This is a genomic window from Paenibacillus solanacearum, assembly GCF_910593845.1.
Taxonomy (GTDB): domain Bacteria; phylum Bacillota; class Bacilli; order Paenibacillales; family NBRC-103111; genus Paenibacillus_G; species Paenibacillus_G solanacearum.
This window is the reverse complement of sequence record NZ_CAJVAS010000023.1, coordinates 77,893-98,537: the sequence shown is the minus strand read 5'-3', so window position 1 is coordinate 98,537 and position 20,645 is coordinate 77,893. Positions and strand designations below refer to the sequence as shown.

General features: G+C 56.4%; 17 protein-coding genes. 6 read left to right on the top strand and 11 right to left on the bottom strand.

Features of this window, described 5'->3' with window-relative positions; genetic code table 11:
- A partial coding sequence (locus KXG62_RS21765) for a transposase (protein ID WP_218094119.1) occupies positions 1 to 886 on the top strand: 886 nt, incomplete at its 5' end.
- Positions 887 to 1,052: 166 nt separating this feature from the next.
- Here the strand turns inward: KXG62_RS21765 and KXG62_RS21760 are convergent.
- The 3 genes from KXG62_RS21760 to KXG62_RS21750 form a co-directional block, all read right to left on the bottom strand.
- Positions 1,053 to 1,556 (bottom strand): MgtC/SapB family protein, encoded by a 504-nt coding sequence (locus KXG62_RS21760; protein WP_218094118.1) that lies wholly within the window; start codon positions 1,554 to 1,556, stop codon positions 1,053 to 1,055.
- 211 nt (positions 1,557 to 1,767) lie between these two features.
- Positions 1,768 to 2,886, bottom strand: coding sequence for a histidinol-phosphate transaminase (gene hisC, locus KXG62_RS21755; protein ID WP_425517368.1), 1,119 nt, complete (start codon positions 2,884 to 2,886; stop codon positions 1,768 to 1,770).
- 177 nt (positions 2,887 to 3,063) lie between these two features.
- Entirely contained in the window at positions 3,064 to 3,786 is a 723-nt protein-coding gene (locus tag KXG62_RS21750; RefSeq protein WP_218094117.1) for a glycerophosphodiester phosphodiesterase, read from the bottom strand.
- 415 nt (positions 3,787 to 4,201) lie between these two features.
- Between KXG62_RS21750 and KXG62_RS21745 the strand changes: the two genes are divergently transcribed.
- Positions 4,202 to 4,696: a hypothetical protein gene (locus KXG62_RS21745; protein WP_218094116.1), complete on the top strand. Its 495-nt coding sequence runs from the start codon at positions 4,202 to 4,204 to the stop codon at positions 4,694 to 4,696.
- A 58-nt stretch (positions 4,697 to 4,754) separates the two neighbouring features.
- Here the strand turns inward: KXG62_RS21745 and KXG62_RS21740 are convergent, their stop codons facing one another.
- Positions 4,755 to 6,578: an ABC transporter substrate-binding protein gene (locus KXG62_RS21740; protein ID WP_218094115.1), complete on the bottom strand. Its 1,824-nt coding sequence runs from the start codon at positions 6,576 to 6,578 to the stop codon at positions 4,755 to 4,757.
- 126 nt (positions 6,579 to 6,704) lie between these two features.
- Between KXG62_RS21740 and KXG62_RS21735 the strand changes: the two genes are divergently transcribed.
- Positions 6,705 to 7,949 carry an MFS transporter gene (locus KXG62_RS21735; RefSeq protein ID WP_218094114.1) on the top strand — a complete coding sequence of 415 codons (1,245 nt, stop codon included), beginning with the start codon at positions 6,705 to 6,707 and terminating at the stop codon, positions 7,947 to 7,949.
- A 69-nt stretch (positions 7,950 to 8,018) separates the two neighbouring features.
- Here the strand turns inward: KXG62_RS21735 and KXG62_RS21730 are convergent, their stop codons facing one another.
- From KXG62_RS21730 to KXG62_RS21720, 3 genes are all read right to left on the bottom strand, one after another.
- Entirely contained in the window at positions 8,019 to 12,590 is a 4,572-nt protein-coding gene (locus tag KXG62_RS21730) for a CBM96 family carbohydrate-binding protein (protein WP_218094113.1), read from the bottom strand.
- 335 nt (positions 12,591 to 12,925) lie between these two features.
- On the bottom strand, positions 12,926 to 14,407 hold the full coding sequence (locus KXG62_RS21725) for a sensor histidine kinase (RefSeq protein ID WP_218094112.1): 1,482 nt from the start codon (positions 14,405 to 14,407) through the stop codon (positions 12,926 to 12,928).
- Positions 14,404 to 15,087 carry a response regulator transcription factor gene (locus KXG62_RS21720; protein WP_218094111.1) on the bottom strand — a complete coding sequence of 228 codons (684 nt, stop codon included), beginning with the start codon at positions 15,085 to 15,087 and terminating at the stop codon, positions 14,404 to 14,406. The genes KXG62_RS21725 and KXG62_RS21720 overlap by 4 nt, the downstream gene beginning before the upstream one ends.
- 364 nt (positions 15,088 to 15,451) lie before the next feature.
- Here KXG62_RS21720 and KXG62_RS21715 point away from each other — a divergent pair, with 364 nt between their 5' ends.
- Complete coding sequence (locus KXG62_RS21715; protein ID WP_218094110.1) at positions 15,452 to 16,156, top strand: hypothetical protein; 705 nt, start codon at positions 15,452 to 15,454, stop codon at positions 16,154 to 16,156.
- Between the two features lie 105 nt (positions 16,157 to 16,261).
- On the opposite strand, the gene KXG62_RS21710 is transcribed toward KXG62_RS21715, so the two are convergent.
- The 4 genes from KXG62_RS21710 to KXG62_RS21695 form a co-directional block, all read right to left on the bottom strand.
- Positions 16,262 to 16,468: a hypothetical protein gene (locus tag KXG62_RS21710; RefSeq protein ID WP_218094109.1), complete on the bottom strand. Its 207-nt coding sequence runs from the start codon at positions 16,466 to 16,468 to the stop codon at positions 16,262 to 16,264.
- 151 nt (positions 16,469 to 16,619) lie between these two features.
- On the bottom strand, positions 16,620 to 17,414 hold the full coding sequence (locus tag KXG62_RS21705; protein ID WP_218094108.1) for an arsenite methyltransferase: 795 nt from the start codon (positions 17,412 to 17,414) through the stop codon (positions 16,620 to 16,622).
- Between the two features lie 78 nt (positions 17,415 to 17,492).
- Entirely contained in the window at positions 17,493 to 18,557 is a 1,065-nt protein-coding gene (locus KXG62_RS21700; protein WP_218094107.1) for a flavin-containing monooxygenase, read from the bottom strand.
- A gap of 40 nt (positions 18,558 to 18,597) precedes the next feature.
- Complete coding sequence (locus KXG62_RS21695) at positions 18,598 to 19,059, bottom strand: MarR family winged helix-turn-helix transcriptional regulator (protein ID WP_218094106.1); 462 nt, start codon at positions 19,057 to 19,059, stop codon at positions 18,598 to 18,600.
- Positions 19,060 to 19,236: 177 nt separating this feature from the next.
- On the opposite strand from KXG62_RS21695, the gene KXG62_RS21690 reads away from it, so the two are divergent.
- Both KXG62_RS21690 and arsB read left to right on the top strand, forming a co-directional pair.
- Positions 19,237 to 19,560 (top strand): ArsR/SmtB family transcription factor, encoded by a 324-nt coding sequence (locus KXG62_RS21690; protein WP_218094126.1) that lies wholly within the window; start codon positions 19,237 to 19,239, stop codon positions 19,558 to 19,560.
- A gap of 16 nt (positions 19,561 to 19,576) precedes the next feature.
- Positions 19,577 to 20,632 (top strand): ACR3 family arsenite efflux transporter, encoded by a 1,056-nt coding sequence (arsB, locus tag KXG62_RS21685; protein ID WP_218094105.1) that lies wholly within the window; start codon positions 19,577 to 19,579, stop codon positions 20,630 to 20,632.
- Positions 20,633 to 20,645 lie beyond the last annotated feature (13 nt).

Here is a 20,645-nt window from a genome sequence, read left to right as displayed (position 1 = left end):
GAGCAACGTACTCGAAGACGAAATTAAGTATTGCCAAAAACTTGTCGCCTTCATCGAAACCGAATCCGAAATCGCACAAGTGCCGAAAATTTTGGAGCCGCTCAACTTGTTGAAGGAGACGGTGGAAGATGACGTCGAGCAACTTCGTGTGGCGGCAGATCCGGATGCGCGTGTGGGACACAAGAGCGCAGACTCCGCTTTCTTTGGATACAAAACACATCTAGCCATGACCGAGGAACGTATTATCACAGCGGCTGTCATTACAACTGGTGAGAAGAATGATGGCAAACAATTACAAACGCTCATCGAAAAAAGTAAAGCAGCCGGCATGCAGGTCAAAACTGTCATTGGCGATACTGCGTATTCGGAAAAGGATAATATTTCATACACGAAGAGTAGCGAGATTGAACTCATAGCAAAACTCAATCCGCTCATCACGCAAGGAAGCCGCAAGAAGGAAGACGAATTTCTGTTCAACAAAGATGCCGGCATGTACGTATGTCCAACTGGTCACATGGCGACCCGAAAGGCCCGAGAGGGTAAAAAAGGTGTCGGCCAAAACCAGGCGATTACTTATTATTTTGATGTAGAGCTATGCAAGCGTTGTCCAATCAAAGAAGGCTGTTACAAAGAAGGTGCCAAAAGTAAGACGTATTCCGTAACCATTAAATCCAATGAACATTTGGAGCAGATGGCCTTCCAAGAGACGGAATACTTCAAGGAGAAGTCCAAGGAGAGGTACAAAATTGAAGCAAAGAACAGTGAACTTAAACATGGACACGGGTATGATGTCGCTACATCCTCGGGTCTGCTTGGTATGGAAATGCAAGGTGCAATGACTATATTCGCTGTAAATCTAAAGCGAATATTGAAACTGATAGATTAAAAAACACAGCGAGTAAACCGATTTAGAGCCCCAAAAAAAGACATCCGCCCCCCCTAAAAAATGGAGGTAGATGTCTTTTTTGCAACCTGTGCCAGACGCCTGTAGAAAAACATAAGTTCTTCAGTGGCCTCCTTATCGGAGAGCGCGTCTTTTGTTATGGAAACGTCTATTTCTCGCTTTGCTGCTTCTTGATCCGGAACCAGCCTTCGACGTATTTCAAACCGGTCAGCGTGAACAGCGACATGACCGTCAGCAGAACCGCACAGTAATAAAACCCCGCGCCTACGCATAAACCGACTGCCGCGACGACCCATACCGTTGCCGCCGTCGTCAAACCGATGATGGATTCGTTCTTCTGCAAAATCGCGCCGGCTCCCAAAAATCCGATGCCGCTGATGACCTGGGCCGCAAGTCGCGCCGGGTCGGCCAGCAGGTTGGGATCGCCTCCCGAATCCTCCGTCCAGTTGGCAGGATCGGAATAAAAATCCTCAAACCCGTATATGGACAATACCATTAAGCATGCCGCGGCCAAACATACGAGAATATGCGTGCGAAAGCCGGCAGCCCGTTTCTTCCATTCCCGTTCGAATCCGATGGCTCCGCCTAAAATGACCGCCAATGTCAACCGCAATACGACGCCTAACGTATCGATATGCCAAACGCTGTCCAAGTCGTTCAAGTCCTCCCCAAGCTTCAAATGCGTATCCGGCACCCCGGATCACCGAATGATTTTGTAATTGTAAGAGACGCCCGCACTTTTGTCAACCTTCATTTCCCGCCGTATTCGGGGGAATCGGCCTTAAAAAAAGAGGCGGCTGGCGGGTTAGTCCCGCAGCCGCATGTTATTGCCCGCCCGGCACGAATCCAGGCCGCTAAGCTATTCAGCGCAACTCCGACAGTGCTTCAAGGAATAGGCCGTTTTCCTCCGCCGTGCCAATGCTCACCCTCACGTATTCGTGCAGCCCCCACGCGGCGCCGGAACGGACGATGATGCCCCGATGCAGCAGGCCGTCGCCGATACGCGCGGCATCCGGGCCCAGATGAACCAGCACAAAATTGCTCATGCTCTCCGTCCATCCGTATCCGAGCTTCCGCAGCCCCTCGTACAGCTGCGCTCGACCCTGCGAATTCATTTCGCACGACGCCTTGATATGGTCTTCGTCCGCAATCGCCGCGGCGGCCGCCACTTGAGCCAGCGCGTTCACGTTGAACGGCTCTTTCACTTGCAAAATGCTGCGGATAATGTCCTCGGGCGCGGCGCCGAAGCCGACGCGAATGCCGGCAAGACCGAATATTTTGGAGAACGTCTGCAGCACAATGACCGGATAGCCCTTGCGCACGAACTCCAGCCCGTTCGAATAGTCTTCCGCCGTCACGTAATGGCTGTACGCCGCGTCGTATAAGACAAGCACCCGTTTCGGCAGCGCATCGAGCAAGCGGCGCAGCTCGTCTTGCGGCAAATACACCCCAGTCGGGTTGTTCGGAGAGCAGATGCACACAAGCTTCGTCCGCTCCGTTACGGCAGACAGGATCGCGTCGACGTCGAAACGGAAGCCGTCCGCAAACGGAACCGGGACGGTGACCGCCCCCATGAGCGTGGCGCCGAATTCGTACTCGCTGAAGGTCGGCGACGGCGCAACAATCTCGTCGCCCGCCTCCAGGAACGTTTCTGAGATGAGCGTCAGCAGCTCGTCGCCCCCGTTCGTGACGATCAGCTGCTCAGGCGCCAGCGCCGTCCGTTCGGCGATCGCCTTCCGCAAATGAACGGCCTGTGCATCCGGATACCGGTGCAGCTCCGGCAGGAAGCGCTGCACCGCTTCCAGCGCCTTCGGCGAAGCGCCGAGCGGGTTCTCGTTCGATGCCAGCTTGATGACGCGCTCAATCCCGAGCTCCTCCTGCACCTCCCAGATTGGCTTGCCCGGGGAATACGGCTTGAGCTTGCCGAGCGCTTGACGGGTCTCCACTTCAAAGATACGGTCAGATGACGATATGGGGGACAAAACAATCACTCCTTCGACATGTTTGTTTATTACGATAATACGATAATACAACAACGCGTTAGTGTAGTAAAGATAATTTTCAAAAGCAATACCCCGTCATCTATCCGATGTCAGGGTGATGCCTTCCATGCTTTTCACAATTGTTTGGCATCGATGGAACCAATGCCCCATCGATCTCTATACGTGCAGTTCCGGATGATTGCGGTAAAATTCCGCCCACCGCTCCAAATGGTTCGTCGTAATGAGCGCGGTCGGATAATGGGCGGCGATCTGCTCCATATCTTCTATCGTCTCTATCGGCCAAGGGCCGGAGATGATACCTTGCTCCTCCATCATTGCCGCATAGCGCGGCGTAACGAAGCGAAACTGGATGCCCAGGAAATTGCACCTGATCTGCTTCAGAAAAGGAAACACATGCGGCAAGCTGCCAGAGCACAGCGCCCCAAGCTCAATATCCTGATCGAGCTGACGCACCCGTTCCAGGGCGAAATGGTCAAAAGCTATGATTCGCGACTGATCAAGCGTATCGGTGCGGCGTACCACCTCGAGCACTTTTTCTTCCAGCCCGGGGTACATATCGCCCGCCTGCTTCAGCTCGATGAGTACGTTCATCTTGCCTTTCAGCAGCTGCATGGCCTCCTCCAGCGTCGGAATCGGGTCGGTGCCTTTCACGGTGAACCGCTTCAGCTCCTCCAGCGTGTAATCGCGGATCAGCCCCTTGCCATCGGTCATGCGGTCGATCGCATAGTCGTGCATCAGCACCGGCACCCCGTCCTTGCTCAGGTGAACGTCCAGCTCCAGATGGGTAAAATCCAATTCGTACGCCGCTTGAAAGGCGGTCAGCGTATTCTCCGCGTATTTGACCGGATAGCCCCGGTGCGCGATGCCTCTGATTTTCATATGATTCGCTCCTCATCGATTCGTTTGGTTCGATTCGTTCATTCCCCTGCCGCAGGGCTATGCAAGCAGCAGCGCGGTGTGTTCCGGTAAACCATTCGCCGCCTATTGTAAACGATAACATGCCGTCACAAGTACATGGTAATGTACAACGAGCGCCATTTCAATCAAATGAAAGCATGATTTCGTCATCAATGCTGTCGACAACATTTTCCATCCGTTCGTATTTTTGTACTACTGCTGTCTTCACGTCTTCATTCCCGCATACCGTTTTCGCTGCACGCGGCAAAAAAACGGCTCAAGTGCCGAGCAGATCGGCCGTCGCGCCTGTGATTTCGCACGTGGCACGCACCCTCGTCCGCCTCGCTTCATATGTTGAAGCAAGAACGCAACATGCGGGGAAAGGGGGGAGGCCTGTATGTTTCCAAAAGGGCAACGGCATAAGCTCGCGGTGGCGCTGTATTTGCTGATATGGTTCGTCGGCTGTTTTTGGCTCTTCGGTCTGGTGTATAGCGGAACGCTGCAAAGCTGGGGAGGCATCAAGCTGGAGGCCGTCAAAGAATTCGCGCTGTACGCCATGGCTGGGGCGATCGGGGGAACGCTGTACGCCCTGCGGCTCTTGCATGAATATTACGACGCGCCGATGACGGAGCGGTGGCTCATGTGGTATTTGCTTCGGCCGATCAAGTGCGGCGGCGCCGCGATCATTACGATTATTTTGTTCCAAAGCGGCGTACTGCTGCTGCAAACGAACGATTCGATCGGAGCGAAGATCGGCATCGCCTTTCTGGTCGGCTTCGGTTACGGCAAAGTGCTTGATAAGCTGCGGTCGCTGACCGAAACGCTGTTTAACGGGAACGGCAAGCATGACGGCGTCGACACGCCGAAAGATAAAGACGATCTCGCGCGCTAATCGCCGCTGCCCCGGTTCGCGCGCGCAGTCGCAACGGCTGCGCGGACGGGCGGACGGCTCACCAAGCGGGAGAGTCGGCGAACCAAAGGTCTCTATAGTTAACCCAGCCGAACGAGTTGATCGTGACCCCGCGCAGCGCCGGAGGAAAGGCGGCGGCTTGCTGCCAGCGGTACCAGACGATCACGGCGCGAGAGCGGATCGCCAGCCGCTCCGCCTCGAGCAGCAGTCCGATTCTGCGCGAACGGGACGATTCTCCGGCGCAGTCCGCGAGCAGCCGGTCGATTCGTTGCCCTTCCGCCTCCGGCAAGCAAAGCCGCAGCGGGCTGTGAGGGCTGGCGAGCAAGGTCATCAGCGTCCACTCCTCGTCTTCGTCGACCGGCTGCTCCAGCAGGAGCAGGTCGGCTTCCTCTACGCTCGCATCGATATAGATCCGGTCATACGGGACGAGAAGGATCTCCGCCTCGAAGCCTTCGCTGCGCAGCGCCTCCCTGATGCGATCGGCATCGCGCTCATGTCCGGCTCCCGCGTACGTCAACAGCTTCAGCGGACGATCCGCCGGAAACGCGGCGCCGTTCCCGGCGGCTGGCGGCGCCTCCGCGTACAAGCCTTCGTCTTGCTGCGTTTCCAAATCCCGGATGAATCGAAGGGCCGGCGGCCCTTGGTTCCCTTCCGGCCGCGAACCCGCCCATTCCTCCGGAATGGAGCGAATGCGCCGGCTTACCTTCTCCCGATGGGCGGCATCCTGCAGCGGGCCCGCCTTCCTTGTATTGACCAGAATGTATTTGCAGCCGCGGTCCGTGCACTGCACTTCCCGCCAGCCTTCTTCATGCATCACGTAGCGCCGCTCCCAGTAGTGCCGGAAATTGAGCGAGCCCAGCTCGTCCTGCCCGATCCGCCCTTCATACACGCCAGGAACATGCCACATCTCCACGCGGTCCAGATGGGCGGCACGCCCGTAATATTCCGGATTGGCCGCGAGCTCCAGCAGCCGCTCCTCCCGGCGCGACAGGCGAAACGGCCTGGTGCCGACCGGCAGCCGGCCGAAATCGTCCGCGCGTTCCGCTGGCACGATCGAAGCGCAGGCCGCCGAAAGCAAGCTAAGCAGCGCCGGATAAGCTCCGTTCAGCCGCACGATCAGATGATGCCCGTCCGGGCAAGCGACGGACCGGACCGGCGCAAACAACGGGCTGTACGGCGAGCCCGCCTGCCGATCCGCCAGCCGCTGCAGTGTGCAGGCCGCGTCCTGCGCGGTGAAAGGCGCGCCGTGATGAAATCTCACGTGCTTCTGCAAATAAAAATGCCAGACGCTCCCATCCTGCTCCTCTTCCCAGTGATGCGCGAGTCCGGGCACGAACCGGCTGGACGCCCGGTCGTAGACGACCAGCGTATCGAACAGCTGCCGGATCATATGCAGCTCGGTACGGCGCGTCGCGAAGGCCGGATCGAGCGAGCCGAGCTCCCGATAGGACGGGAACCGCAGCACTTCCGCAGGCGCTGTGCCCGCCACCGTCTCCTTGCGGTAGCCGAGCGCTTCCTCCAGCAGCGCGTGGAACCGCAATCTTCCCCGCTCCGCAAGCGGCGCTTGCTCGACCAGCCCGATCGCTTCCTGAATCCGCCCTTCGCGCAGCAAGCTGCCGGCGTGGGCCAGGACAAGCTCTTCCGGCTCCGCGGTCAGCAGCAGCCGGGACTTGCGGCCCCGTCCGCGCCCGGGCTGCCAGCGAATCCATTGCTGCTTGCCCATCGCCCGAAGCAGCAGCTTCACGTTGCGCTCGGTGCAGTGCAGCCAGTCGGACAGCTCGGCCAGCGACACTTCGGCTTCCCGGTCGGCCAGCCGGGGCTTCAGCCGTTGAACCAGGCGGATATAATGCTCAATAAGCTGCATGGGCTTGCCCGCTCCTTTGTCGATTTGTCCAAAAGGGGAAAATGAATGAACTCAGTTTACTCTTTTTATTCCCCTTTTTCCATGTACAATGAGTAACAACAAACCGCTTGGAAGGAGCCTCGGTCCATGAACGACACTCACCGCCTTGCCGTCCGCATGACGGCCTGGGTGACCGCCGCCTGCCTGCTCGGCGACTCCATGCTGTACATCGTGCTGCCGATCTACTGGGCATCCTTCGGCCTGGATGCGCTCTGGCAGGTCGGCATTCTGCTGTCGGTCAACCGGTTCGTCCGTCTGCCGCTCAATCCGTTTGTCGGCTGGCTGTACGGCCGGCTGCGCAAACGAACCGGCTTCCTGCTTGCCGCTGCGCTTGCCTGTCTGACGACGTTCGCCTTCGCCCTCGGTACCGGCTTCTGGATGCTCCTCGCCGCCCGTGCGCTATGGGGCGCTGCCTGGTCCATGCTGCGCATCGGCGGCTACTTGACCGTGCTGGAAGCGGCCGGAAGCAGCGACCGCGGCCGGCTGCTCGGCAGCTACAACGGCATCGTCGGCGTCGGCAGCCTCGTCGGCATGCTGACCGGGGGCCTGCTCGCCGACCTGATCGGCGTGCGCTTCGTCGCGCTGCTGCTCGGTGCCGTAACGCTGGCCGGCCTGCCGCTGGCGTGGCGCTTCGTGCCGGCCACCACCGCAGCGCCGGCGCAGCAAGCCGCCTCCGCCTCGCTGCGAAGCACGCTGAATGCGAAGGCAGCGCTCACGCTCGCCTCCGGCTTCATGGTCGGCGTCGTCTTCTACGGCTTGCTGATCGCCAGCCTCAGCCCGCTCATCGCCGCCCATCTGCCCGGCGGCGAAGCACTCCCCGTCTGGGGCTTTGCGCTCGGCGCCGCCTCGGTTGCCGGCCTCGTACAGGCGCTGCGCTGGGCGTGGTCACCGTTCTTATCGCCTTGGATCGGGCGCTGGTCCGACGGGCCTCGCGGCCGCCTGCCGCTCTACCTAAGTGCGCTCGGCATCGCCGCTTGCGGCATGGCGCTGCTGCCCCTGCCGATCCCGTTCGCGCCGTGGCTTGCTGTCCTGCTCGGCGTGATGCTGGCGAATACCGCCATCAACACGCTGTCGGACGCGCTGGCGGCGGACGCGGCGGCGGGCGGCTCTGCCGTAGCCTATATGACGACGTACACGACCGTCGTCGACGTCGGCGCGGCGCTCGGCCCGGTAGCCGCATTCGCGCTGCTCGGCGCCTTCGGCCTCCCCGGGATCGGCGCGGCCGCCGCTGTACTGACTGCGCTGACGGCCGCGGCGTGGCTGCTGTGGCGGCGAAGTCCGGCCGGCCGGTCCGCAAGCTTGCGCAAGGAAGCCGGCTTGACCAGCCAATAAAAAGGAGCACTTCAAGCCGCAGTTATATGCTAGCGGTTTGAAGTACTCCTGTTTGTTTATCGCGATGATCTACTTGTTGCGGATGTTTACGGCTCCGGTAAGCGGCTGCTCCGTATATTCCCAAACCGTCGAATCGCCGCCCTCCTTCCATACGGTGAGAGATACCGTCGGAGACGGCTTTCCTTTCGTTTCCGGATCGCTCAGCGCCATGCGCACCGTGTACCTGCCTCCATCCGACCCGGATGCTGTCCCCTGCACAATGGCGCTCTGGCCCTCAATGACCAGAAATCCGATCTTTTGCAGGTCCAGGCGAAGTCCCCCCGGCTCGATATGGAGCCTCAAGCTTCCAGTCAGCCCTTGCCCGGTTCCGTAACCAAGGTTCGCTTCCAAATGAAGCTTGGCATTGCCTCTGTTATTGCTGTCGCCATTGTCGCCGCCGATGACGCCATTAACGCTGCCCGTTACCGCCATGGCACGGTCAACAGCGAACCAGCCTGCTGCGGTGACCGGACCCCGGCTCGGGTCATAAACGGCAAAGGTGACCGCTTCCGTCGCCTTATTTCCGGCAAAATCGGCTGCCTCCGCCCGCAGCGTATAAAGTCCTGCTGCCGTAATCGGAGTTCCCGAAGCGTACGTCCCGCCATTCAGCGTAACGGTTAACGACTGGACGCCGCTCTCCGCATCCTCCGCCGTAACCATCGGAGTCGCGCTTCCCGCATAACCTTGACCGTAGGTTACCCCGGTGACGGTGATCCGCGGGGCATTCGCGTCTTTCAGCTTGAGGGTCAAATTCGGTTTGAACTGTGCACTTTCTTTCGAATTGAAGTTGGTTGCCAGCCCCGGGGCCGCATCCTGCGTCACGGCAAGGCTCGCTGTCTTATCGCCCGTCAGCTGCGCCTTGATATAGCCGGTGACGTCAAAATTGCGCCAAGCCGCCGTGCTGTCGGCTCTTACGGTCGCCAAGGCGTCTCCCAAGGCCGGCCGATTGTTCCACGTCACGCTCTTCTCCGACCAGTCGTCGCTTTCCACCGCATGAACGGTCTGATCGGCTTCCGTTCCGCCGCTGTCGGCTACGACGCCATATAACGACAACACGGCGGATTCAACTTCGCCGGCGACGCCCTTCAGGTCAAACTGCAGAAACGATTGCCGCTCAAAGCCCGGGCTGCTCTTTTTAACCGTCAAGGTGCCGGTTGTACCATAATTGGTGTCGGCATAGGTGCCGTCCCGGACAAACGTATCGTGCGTCGGATACAGCTTCCGGTTCAGTGGATCGATGACCGTCATCGGAACGCTGCCGAACTTCAGATAGCCTCCGAGTGTCACAGTGGCCGTGATGCGGGCCGTCCCCTCCCCTTTGGCCGATACCACGCCACTCTCGTCAACACTCGCAATCGCCGGATTGCTGGAGTGATACTGTACGCTTGCCGCTTGCAGATCGGCCGGTGTGCCGGTCGTCATCGTACCGGTGAGGGCAAGCTTCGCCGTCTGCGTCACCTTCAAATCCGTCGCGTCGGATGTCAGGGTCACGCTCTTCAAAGCCGGCGCTTTATTTTGCTCCGGAGCGATCCGGTAGTAGATACGGGTCTCGACGATGCTGTTGAATTTGTTCTGCGAGTTGCCCCGGCCTACGATGCGGACATAACGTGCAATGCGTTCTCCGATCGCATAGTTCTCCAGCTCGGCCGATATACCAGAGCTTGTGCCGCTGTATGCTTGCGTCCAATTCGTACCATCGCTTGAAATCTCGATATCGAAGGCGGACGTACGCTCGTTTCCTCTATACCAGGCGATGGACACGCTTCGCACCGCCGCCGGCGCGCCCAGATCGTAGCGAATCCATTGTCCGTCGCCTTCCGCGGACCAGCGGGTCGCCATATCGTCATCGATGGTATTTTCCGCCACGTTCCCGTCATCGGCACTGGCGGCTACAGCGATCACCGGCAGTCCGGCCTCGCCAGCACCGACTTTGCCGGGAAAATGAACGGCGTACCGTGAAGACGCTCCGCCGGGAAGCTTCACGTCGATCCAGGCCGTCCCCGGCAGTTTGGCCGCTTGTTGGATGGCTACCTCCGCGCCAGAATCGGCGGCAGTCGAGGTGACGACCGGCACGGTCGTCGCGCCTGATGGCAAGGACGCATCATACGTGAACGTCTCGCCCGAGAAGCCTGTCAGCGGCGCGCCGTTTACGGAAATACCGCTGAGCAGCGGCGGCGCCGTGCTGTCGGTTTGCCAGTCGGACAGCGGCACGACCGGCGGCAGCGCGGACGGCGAGGCTTCCCCTTCGCGCAGCGGCACCATCAGTACCGACAAGCGCAAGTCCTGCACGTTTTCGATATGAATGGCAAGCTTGCGAATGCCGTTGTTCGGGTTTTGCCCGCCGGGGTTCGGCGAGGTCGGCAGCGGCTGCGCATCCATCGCGACAAATTTCGCCTGCGCCGGCGATAAGATGCGGGCCCACAGCCGTTTGCCGCCCATCTTCAACATCGCCCACTGGCCGTTCGGATCGATCTGGTCGATCTGTGTAGAGGTGTGCATGAACCACCAATACTCGGACGGCGCCTTGGCCTGCACTTCGTCCTGTACCAGGAACTGGCGGCGATAATCGAGCATTCGAATGCCCCGCTCGGCCTTGATTGCTTGATCCGCATAAGCAGAGGTCAGATCGGCAACGGCCAGCGCTTCGCGCGGCGTCGATTCAACCCGTTTCAAATTGATCGTTGCGTTTGGATTTTGATCCGGTCCTTCACCGGGGTTGATCACCAGCGTATTCTGGCCTTCGCTCCTCATCCGGTAGTACGTCCATCGCTGATTGCCGAAGTAGCCGGGCAAGTTGTAATCGTCGGAGCCGAGCTCCTGCGCCCACCTTACGCCGAGCGCATCGAACACGAAGGTGCCGGCGTCGAGGTTGTTATGGTTCTTTTCCTTGCTCGTGCCTTTAAAGCCTGCAAACAGCGCGTTCGGATCTTCCCAGGCGCTGCGGAACGTCGCCGCCTCCACGTTGCGGAAGTATTTGTCGAGGCCGACCCCCGCCGCCCGCGGACCGGGATAGCTGCTCGGCACATACCAGAGCAGATCGAGCGGCGACGGATTTTTGTCGATCCGCTGCGTCTGCCACCAGCCGTACTCCGGTTTGTTAAAATCGGAGCCGAACCAGTACAGCGAAGGAGCGTTAGGAATACCGGACCCTGCGTCAGCAAAGTTGAACGTTTGATTGACCGGCCCCGACGTATAGATCGGGAAATCCCCGTTCAGCGGCAGACCGGGACTCTGAGACAAGCCGAAGTCGGTGCCGAGTGCCGTCTTAAGCGCTTTGAAATAAAGGCCGATATATTGGATCGAATAGCTCCAATAGCCGGGGCCTTCATACCATCCGCCGTCCGGCGCCCATTGGGGCAGCGCATTCGGCAGCGAGGCAAACCCTCGCTGGAGCAAATCTTCCGCCGTCGCCTTCACTTCCGGCTCATCCCCGAAAGCAAGCGCCCCCATGCCGATGCCGCCGTTGACGACAAAGTTCCAGTTGTTGGTCGTCGTGACCCAGAAGTCCGGTTTGTTGTAGCCGGTCAATGCCGGACCGAACCCTTTGGTTACCGTCGCATTGCGCAAAAACACCCTGCGTTCCGCTGACCAATAATCGTAAAGCCAGTCATAGCCGATGGCGAAGGCATGCGTCATTTCTGCCGTGTCGAGAAAATGGCTCGGGTTCCAATCCTTGAAATTGCCCGCCGCCTCCAGCTCCGTCCACGCCCGCTCGGCGTACTTGGCGTCGCCGGTCAGCCGGTATATAAGTGCGAGGTTATGGATGCGCTCGATCACTTTCCGGCTGACCGATAACAGCCGCACGCCATCCGGCAGCTCATACTTGGAAGGCGGCTCCGTCAGCATCTTGTCCGCTTTGGCAAGCAGCAATCCGTACCAATTCTTCAGCCGGGCGTCGGACGCAATGCGTCCCTTCAGCGCTTCGAAATCCGCTGCGGTCGCGAGCAGCCGCGGATGCGACGGCGAGATGAGATCTGTGATCGCGATGGTCTTGGAAAGCCGCACGTCGTCAAACCATACGGTGCCGGTCGCTCCCCACAGGAACAGCTCGACCAGCACCTTGACGGCTCCGGACGGTACCGCCATCTTATGCGTCAGCTGCTGCCAATCGCCCGTTCCTTTGCGGGCTGCGGTGAACATGTCCGCACCGATCTTTTTGCCGTCGACATCGGAGAACTGATACCGCAGAACGACGCCTCTATCGTTTGAAACAATGTTGTCTGTCTTGATCCAGGCGCTAAGCTGGTAATTTTGATTCGGCTCCACACGGGCCGACTGCGTCATGCTGCCCCGAGATGTTTCCGCCGACTGTATTTTCAGGGAGCGGCTCCCTTCTTTTACGGTCTGACTGTCCGAAGCGAACTGCGGGCTGCCGCTGGCCACCCATTTGTTCCAGTTGGCGGGCAATCCATTCGAGGCTTGCTCAAAGCCGCCGTTCACAAGTACGCTCGGCCCTTCCGGAACAAGGCCCTCCGCAGCGGCGGCGGCTGTCTCCGCATGTACGGGATATACGGGAAATGCGCCGGCAACAAGTGCGGCAATGACCGTGGCGACGAAGCAAAGTTTAAGAGACTTAAGCCGAACCGAGTTTAACATCTTCATTGCTGCGTGCACGTATGAAATCACTCCTTATTCAACTCGAAATGGGTTTTCACATCGTCTGTCGCACCATTATGTATCCGCTTTCAAAAATAAAACTTTCGGCTTAACGCCGATACAACAACATCGCTTCCTTTCCGCTGCCGTCAAGCCTTATTCCCTGCCAATAGGACACCACTCCTTTCCAACATAAACCATTTTTATTATATCGAAGGGAAACAAAGTTGAGGATAAAATGATAGAATGATCCATGCATTTTTTTACTACAAGGCGCTCGCGCCCACAAGAAAACGGCCCTTTCTTTCGCCGTCGTCCGCGAAAAGAAAAGAGCCGTTTCATCATGCGTCGCCTTGCTCCATCCCCGCTTGCCCGGTTTCCCCTTCCGGAAGTTCTACCACAAACTCGCTGCCTTGTCCCGGCGCGCTCCGGACGTGAATGGCGCCGCCGTGCGCTTCCACGATCGACTTCGTAATGGACAATCCGAGCCCGGCCCCTCCCTGCTTGCGCGTACGCGACGACTCGCTGCGGTAAAACCGGTCAAACAGATGGGGAAGATGCTCCTTCCCGATACCCTGACCATTATCGCGGACGGCAAGCTCCAAGCTATCCGCCTTCCGCTCGGTCGAAATCCGAATAATCCCCTTATCCGGATCGGTGTGCTGTACGGCATTATGGAACAAATTCAGGACAACCTGCTTCATTTTGTCGGCGTCTTGCGAGCATCGCGCTTCCGCAGCCAGCTCCATAGCGACATGCCGCCTTCCGGCCAGCAGCCGGAGCTGCGGCTCCATCTCCCGGAGCACACCGTTCAAATCGCCGTCCGCCAGCTCCATGACCGGGGCCCGGTCAAGCTTCGCCAACAGCAGCAGATCATGCACCAGCTTGTTGATCCGCTCGGATTCTCCGTACATCGACATCAGCGACTTGCGCAGCTGCTCAGGCTGGTGCATGGCGCCGCGCAGCAGTACTTCGAGAAAGCCGTGAATGGACGTGAGCGGCGTTCGCAGCTCGTGGGAGGCGTCGGCGACAAAGCGGCGCATCTGCTCCTTTGCTTCCTTCTCCGCTTCGAACGACGCTTCCAGCCTCTCCAGCATGCCGTTAAACGACGACGCCAGCCGGTCAACTTCCTGCTGTCCCTGATTGGGCGGGAACCGCACTGCCAGATTGCCGGCATCGATTCGCCCGACCGTCCGCACCATATTCGACAGCGGAACGAGCGTTCTTTTCAACACAGGCAAAAAAGCCAGTACGCCTACGAGCAGCGCCAGTACGGACAAGGCGACAAACGTCATCAGCTGTCTTGCGAGTATATCCTTGAGCGGGCCGGTGCTCGTGCTGACTTGCACGAGCGTCATCATGCGGCCGCGCGAATCCACCGGCTGCAGCACGACAAGCTGCTCCTCCCCGCGGCTGTTGCGCAGAATCTGGAAATGAACCTCCCGCTTTCGCTCTGTCGCCGCTTTGTACGCTTCCGGCGTCAGCTGAGGCGGCTCGCCCAACTGCTGTCCGGATGAAATAACTTGAAGCTCGCCGTTCGTATCGACCAGCGCGATCGACGCATCCGGCAAAAACAGCATCGGACGCCTCCCCGGTCCCGCCGGATCGCTCTCGGGCTGCTGCCACGCCTCGCGCGGGAAAGATAAAATTTGGCTTTGCAAGCTTTGCGCTTTATTTTTATAAATAAACTTCTGCATCACAAGGTACTGCGACAAGCCGATCAGCATGAGCAAAGCGGCCAGAACGGCAAGCGAGCGGGACAGCAGCTTAAATCGCATCGAATTCGGGAGCCACGCGCGCTTGAATCTTCTCAGGGCATTCATGAGACATCGAGCCGGTACCCGGCCCCGCGCAGCGTGCGGATTCGACGATGCTCCCGGTCGTTCAGCTTCTCCCGCAGCGACCGGATGTACACTTCGACGATGTTCTCTTCGCCGCCGAAATCGTATCCCCACACTTTATCCAGAATCATCGCCTTGCTAAGCACAAGACCTTGATTGATGACGAGAAATTTCAACAGCTCGTATTCGGTCGGCGACAGCTCCAGCACGCGGCCGTCGAAGCTGATTTCTTTGCGCCGGTCATCGATCCGGAACAATCCGGCCACCACCTCGCCGAACAAATTCGGGAATTGGTTGCGGATACGCGCCTGAATGCGCGCGAGCAGCTCCTCGAAGCTGAACGGCTTCATCATGTAATCGTCGGCTCCGAGCGTCAATCCCTTCACCCGGTCATCGACCTCATCCTTGGCCGTCAGCATGATGATGGCGGCATTGTCGCTTTTTTTGAGCATACGGCATACTTCGAATCCGTTCATCCCCGGCATCATCACATCAAGGATAACGACATGCGGGCGAAACTGGCCCGCCACCGCGACGGCTGCCATGCCGTCGTTCGCCGTCTGCACCTCGTACCCCTCATTGGTCAAGCCAAGCTCTAGAAACTGCACTATATTCGGTTCGTCGTCGACGAGCAATAATTTAATTCCTTTATACTGTCCCATAAGCAAATCCTCCTGCAGGTAGACCGTTAACGACGGTCACTCCTTCCCATTATGACAGACGGAGCTGAAAATGCTCTGAATCCCGTCTGAAAACGGACTGAGAACATGTTCGGCGGATATCCATACTTTGGCCGATAAAGGAAAGGAACATGCGCTGATCCGTAAGGAACGCTCAAAAGTGAACGGTTGGCTTTGGCAAGCTTCGCACAGGCCAATTTGCTTTGCAAATCAAGCCTGTTTTGTTCTTGCAGCGATGGCGGCATAACATTTTCAGGAAATGTAAAGTCGGCGTTCAGGGGGAACTCAGGCAGGCGGTATATGATGATTACGTACCAACCAATACAACCCATTGGAGGAAACCATCATGAAAAAAATGAACAAAACCGTATTCGTCACTACGATAGGCGCCCTGCTCGCAATCAGCGCCATGGGTTCCGCCTTTGCCGCCGAGCCTGCCGCATCTGTTTCGAAGCAAGCGCCGGGCAACCATGCGATCCCGCCGAAGAAAGGCGCCAACTTGGAGCAGCTTGCCGCCGAAAAGGGCGTGACCGTCGATGCGCTTAAAGCCCAGATGGAGCAAGAGCGGCAGGACAAGCTGAAGCAGCTTGCGGCGGAAAAGGGCATCACCGTCGATGAACTGAAGTCGCAGATGGAGCAGCAGCGCGGTAATCAAGGCGGCTTCCGCGGCGGCGCAAATCTCGAGCAACTCGCTGCTGAAAAAGGCGTGACCGTCGATGCGCTCAAAGCGCAAATGGAGCAGGAGCACCAGACTAAGCTCGAGCAGCTTGCGGCAGAAAAAGGCATCACGGTCGACGAACTGAAGGCGCAGATGGAGCAGCAGCGCGGCAATCAAGGCGGCTTCCGCGGCGGCGCAAATCTCGAGCAGCTCGCTGCTGAGAAAGGCGTGACCGTCGATGCGCTCAAAGCGCAAATGGAGCAGGAGCGCCAGGCCAAGCTCGAGCAGTTGGCTAAGGAGAAAGGCGTGACAGTGGACGAGCTGAAGGCACAGATGAACAAGCAGCGCGGCAATCGCGGACCCGCTCGCGAAACGGCGCCGGCCAATCGATAAATTCGCATACGCCAAAGAGCAGTCTGTTTCTCATCCATCCATAAGATGAGCGGACTGCTCTTTGTTACATCTTTTTTAATTGGTCCGGGTGAGACGCACCGGAAGCTATCCCTGCTTCAACAGGTCCTTCACTTTATGCATCGGGATCCCGGTCTGCATGTATAAATCCATAAGCGACGCATTCGGATGCTCCTGCAAGAAGCTTTTGATTTGGCGGGTAAGCGCCACACGGGATTTTAGGCAATCCGAACAGAGCGACTGCATGGTGCCGGCAAGCAGCTTTCCGCAGCCGCCGCAGTTGAACAAGGTCATAAGGACGGGCACTCCTTTGCGTACGTGCAAAATGATGCAATTCCACTTGCTATACCGCTTCGGACATGCCCGGTGCTATCAGGGGGTCGCCGTCGGGCGAATCATTATTTTTTGCCATAATGCTAAGACGGAATGCTTTCTATTCCATGTATTACCGTCTGATTGCTTTGATCACGGCAGAGGCAATGAAGTCTTCTACCTTCGCCCCAGGAACCCAATCTTTGATAAACGCCCTGGATTCCTCCTTCGGCTCTACCACTACATCCTGAAATCCACTTTGCGTTAGCATCGTTTTCAGCTCATCAACAGACGAGGCACCGGATATACACCCCGAATATAAAACATCCAAGTCGTTTTTGATTTCCGCTGGAAGCTCTGCCGTCATCACGACGTCGGAGACGGCCAGACGACCGCCGGGGCGCAGAACGCGGAACGCTTCATGGAATACTTGCTGTTTATCCGGCGAAAGATTGATGACACAGTTGGAAATGATGACATCCACCGTTTGATCCGCGACCGGCAGATGCTCGATCTCACCTAGCCGAAAATTCGTGTTCGTAAACCCTCCTTTGAGGGCGTTGTTACGGGCACGACTCACCATTTCCGGCGTCATGTCGACCCCAATCACATGGCCAGTTTCCCCAACTTGCCGGGATGCTAGAAAACAGTCGAAACCGCCGCCGCTGCCGAGGTCCAAAACCACTTCTCCCGGTTTAAGCTCCGCAATGGTTTGCGGATTGCCGCAACCGAGGCCAAGGTTCGCGCCATCCGGCACAGCGGTTAATTCTTCGGTTGAATAACCTAACTGCGAAGAAACGTCATCGGCCGATCCGCAGCAGCTTGAAGCTGGCGAACAGCACGAACCTGACTCCAATTCTTGCAAGGCGATTTCCTTATATCGGCTGCGTACATTTTGGCGAATTTGATCGTTCTTTACTTGGTTCATGCATCATCTCTCCTTCAAGAATAAGGTATGCCACGGCGAGCCAGGAGCCAGTTCAAGCTCATGGGAAAACTCGTCTCGCTAAAAGTGATTTTTTAAATAATGTCGTAGTTTGCGGACAACATATTTTGCGTCCGGTCCCACTCCCCTTAATGTGGCGGAAGCAAACGAACGCTGTCCTTCCAACCCGACATAATACAGTCCCGGAACGGAAATGCTGATTCCTGCTGTCTGTAAAGGTTTCCCTTCGGCGTCGAGCGCCCCGATGGACTGAAAGTAAGACAGATTGGGACGGTACCCAGTCGCAAAGATGACAGTTTGTACAGGTTCTTTCGTTCCGTCTGGCCAGACGACGCCATCGGGGTAAAAAGAAGTAAACATCCCCCGTTGATCTGGCTTCCCGGCCTTTAATCTTGCCCGATAATCGTCCAAATCGGCAACGGAGCCCGGACTTGGGGGCTTTTTGCCAAATCGCCAAAATGGAAAGGTATCCAAGCCGACGGCTCTGATCCAAAAATGCAGATCAATTCCCAAAACTTTTGTTCTCGTAAGCTGAACGTTCCGAAGGACGGCTAGCGATGTATGGCTGCTGTCAGCCAGCTCTACCGCAATTTGAACCGCAGAATTTCCTCGTCCGACGACGACCACTCGTTGTCCCCGATAACGATCCGGATTGCGGTACGCGGAAGAATGAAGGACCTCCCCCCGAAAGACTTCCCTTTCGCTAATGTTCGGCGTGTAGGGGCTATGAAAGGAGCCTGTCGCATTGATGATCGTTCGTGCCTGGTATTTGTCTCCTTCTGCCGTTCGGATCGTAAAACCGTACCCGCTTTTCTCCACGGCAACAACCTTCTGGTTCATCCGGATCGGTAAGTCAAAGCGCTGGGCATATCCCTTTAGATACTGAATCACCTCGTTTCGCAATGGATAGTGGGTGGCAGCTCCGGGTATCTTCATGTCTGGCAATGATGATAACCGAGCAGGTGAAAACAGCTTTAGACTATCGTAGTAATGCGGCCAAGAACCGGTTGCCTGCGTGCTTGCTTCCAGGATCAAAAATGGCAGTCCGTTCTTCTTTAAGTAATATCCGGATGCAAGACCGGCTTGCCCACCCCCGATAACGATTGCATCAAAAACCGATGACATTCCAAACCTCCCTAAATATATTTGCAAATTGCAAGTATTGTTAAAAAAGATCACCGCAAGAAGGGGTTGAACAGCATTGGCCCGATTTCGCCATCGCTTCGTTTAATAGCTTGATCGAGCGAATGACGGTGTCTTTTTCAAAATCGTTCATGTGTGAAAAGATTTCGTTTAAATAGTCGTTCATCTGCTGCTCAATCGACGCCGCAACATATTTGCCTTCCGTCGTTAGGGAAAGCAGATTTACCCTCCGGTCGTCCGGATCGGGCGTTTTCTTCACTAATTTCATCTTGATTAACGATTGGACTTGCCGGCTGAATGTCGTTATGTCGGTCCCTAACGCCTCTGCTACTTGCTGTATGGATGGCTTATGCTGGCGGTCAATCTCATAAAGGATATGGCTTTGAATTAAGGAGATGTCGCAGCCCCCTGCAGAACAGCAGTTTTTATTCAGAAAACCAAAGCGACGAGTCATCATTTGAAATAGTTCACGTACATTTTCCACGTTGCTTCACCTCATGAAACAGTTATACTGCATTTATTTGCATTTTGCAAGTTATATATTTATCTCAGTAAAATGGCTATGAGGAGGAACGGAAATTTCGGTATTGACTTTTCGCCATATATAAATAACTATATGATTATATGGTTTTTTCGAAAACATGGGGTGATCATCATGCCAATGGAATTTGAAACGATTGCGGATATTTTGAAAGCTCTTGCCGATCCGACAAGGCTAAAAATCCTTTCTTTGCTCCGCATTCGCGATTGCTGCGTGTGTGAACTTGTTCCCATCTTTAACATTTCCCAGCCGGCTATTTCTAAACATGTAAGCCGTCTAAAGAGTGCTGGACTGGTCCGCGAAACGCGAAAGGGGCAATGGGTGTTCTATTCGATCAATGAGAAGCGGTTAGAGGAAATGGGTTATGCTCTGTCCCATTTGCCCGATCTGTCCGAGGAGCTGCGGAAATTGGAGCAACAAGGAATGACGGTTACATGCGAGTAAAAGGGGTGCACAGCAAGTGGGCAAACAAGAGAAAAAGCGGCTTTCATTTCTGGATCGCTATTTGACATTGTGGATTTTTGTTGCGATGGCGTTAGGGGTTGGACTAGGCTACGTATCTCCTAATTTGGTTTCCGGTTTAAACGAATTTCAAGTTGGAACTACATCGATCCCGATTGCGCTGGGCCTCATTTTAATGATGTATCCGCCGCTGGCGAAGGTACGATATGAAGAAATGGGCCGTGTCTTTCGAAATGGCAAAGTGTTAACCATTTCATTGATTCAAAACTGGCTCATTGGCCCGATCTTGATGTTTTTCTTGGCGATTATTTTTCTCCAAGGCTATCCGGAATATATGGTCGGCCTGATTATGATCGGTTTAGCACGTTGTATTGCAATGGTTATCGTTTGGAACGATTTGTGCAGAGGGGATGCGGAGTACGCGGCGGGACTCGTTGCTTCCAACTCGATCTTTCAAGTTTTGTTTTACTCCGTTTACACCTATATCTTTGTTACGATTTTGCCGGGATGGTTCGGGTTGGAAGGCGTCGTTGTTGACATTACGATGGCCGAAGTCGCCAAGAGCGTGTTTATTTATTTAGGGATCCCGTTTGTGGCCGGAATGATGACTCGTTATTCGCTTGTAAAAGCAAAAGGGCGGTATTGGTACGAAACGGTCTTTATTCCGAAAATCAGTCCCATCACACTCATCGCTTTATTGTTTACGATCATCATCATGTTCTCGCTTAAGGGCGAAATGATTATCCAATTGCCTTTGGATGTCGTAAGGATCGCTATTCCGCTCTTGATTTACTTTGTCGTTATGTTCCTGATTTCGTTTGTCATGGGCAAAAAAGCCGGGGCTGGTTATCCGGTGACTTCTACACTGGCATTTACCGCCTCGGGCAATAACTTCGAGCTGGCGATTGCCATCGCCGTTGGGGTGTTCGGTATTCATTCCGGCGCAGCATTTGCGGCCGTCATCGGTCCTCTTGTGGAAGTCCCTGTGATGATTGCCTTAGTCAACGTCGCGCTGCGATTCCAACGGAAATTTTTTCCAAACCAAGCAGCTTAACATAAACAGGAGG

Coding starts and splice junctions, on each gene's coding strand:
- KXG62_RS21750 (WP_218094117.1), bottom strand. CDS start 3,786: ATGAAAATCAGAGGCATCGCGCACCGGGGCTATCCGGTCAAATACGCG.
- KXG62_RS21745 (WP_218094116.1), top strand. CDS start 4,202: ATGTTTCCAAAAGGGCAACGGCATAAGCTCGCGGTGGCGCTGTATTTG.
- KXG62_RS21740 (WP_218094115.1), bottom strand. CDS start 6,578: ATGCAGCTTATTGAGCATTATATCCGCCTGGTTCAACGGCTGAAGCCC.
- KXG62_RS21735 (WP_218094114.1), top strand. CDS start 6,705: ATGAACGACACTCACCGCCTTGCCGTCCGCATGACGGCCTGGGTGACC.
- KXG62_RS21730 (WP_218094113.1), bottom strand. CDS start 12,590: ATGAAGATGTTAAACTCGGTTCGGCTTAAGTCTCTTAAACTTTGCTTC.
- KXG62_RS21725 (WP_218094112.1), bottom strand. CDS start 14,407: ATGAATGCCCTGAGAAGATTCAAGCGCGCGTGGCTCCCGAATTCGATG.
- KXG62_RS21720 (WP_218094111.1), bottom strand. CDS start 15,087: ATGGGACAGTATAAAGGAATTAAATTATTGCTCGTCGACGACGAACCG.
- KXG62_RS21715 (WP_218094110.1), top strand. CDS start 15,452: ATGAAAAAAATGAACAAAACCGTATTCGTCACTACGATAGGCGCCCTG.
- KXG62_RS21710 (WP_218094109.1), bottom strand. CDS start 16,468: ATGACCTTGTTCAACTGCGGCGGCTGCGGAAAGCTGCTTGCCGGCACC.
- KXG62_RS21705 (WP_218094108.1), bottom strand. CDS start 17,414: ATGAACCAAGTAAAGAACGATCAAATTCGCCAAAATGTACGCAGCCGA.
- KXG62_RS21700 (WP_218094107.1), bottom strand. CDS start 18,557: ATGTCATCGGTTTTTGATGCAATCGTTATCGGGGGTGGGCAAGCCGGT.
- KXG62_RS21690 (WP_218094126.1), top strand. CDS start 19,237: ATGGAATTTGAAACGATTGCGGATATTTTGAAAGCTCTTGCCGATCCG.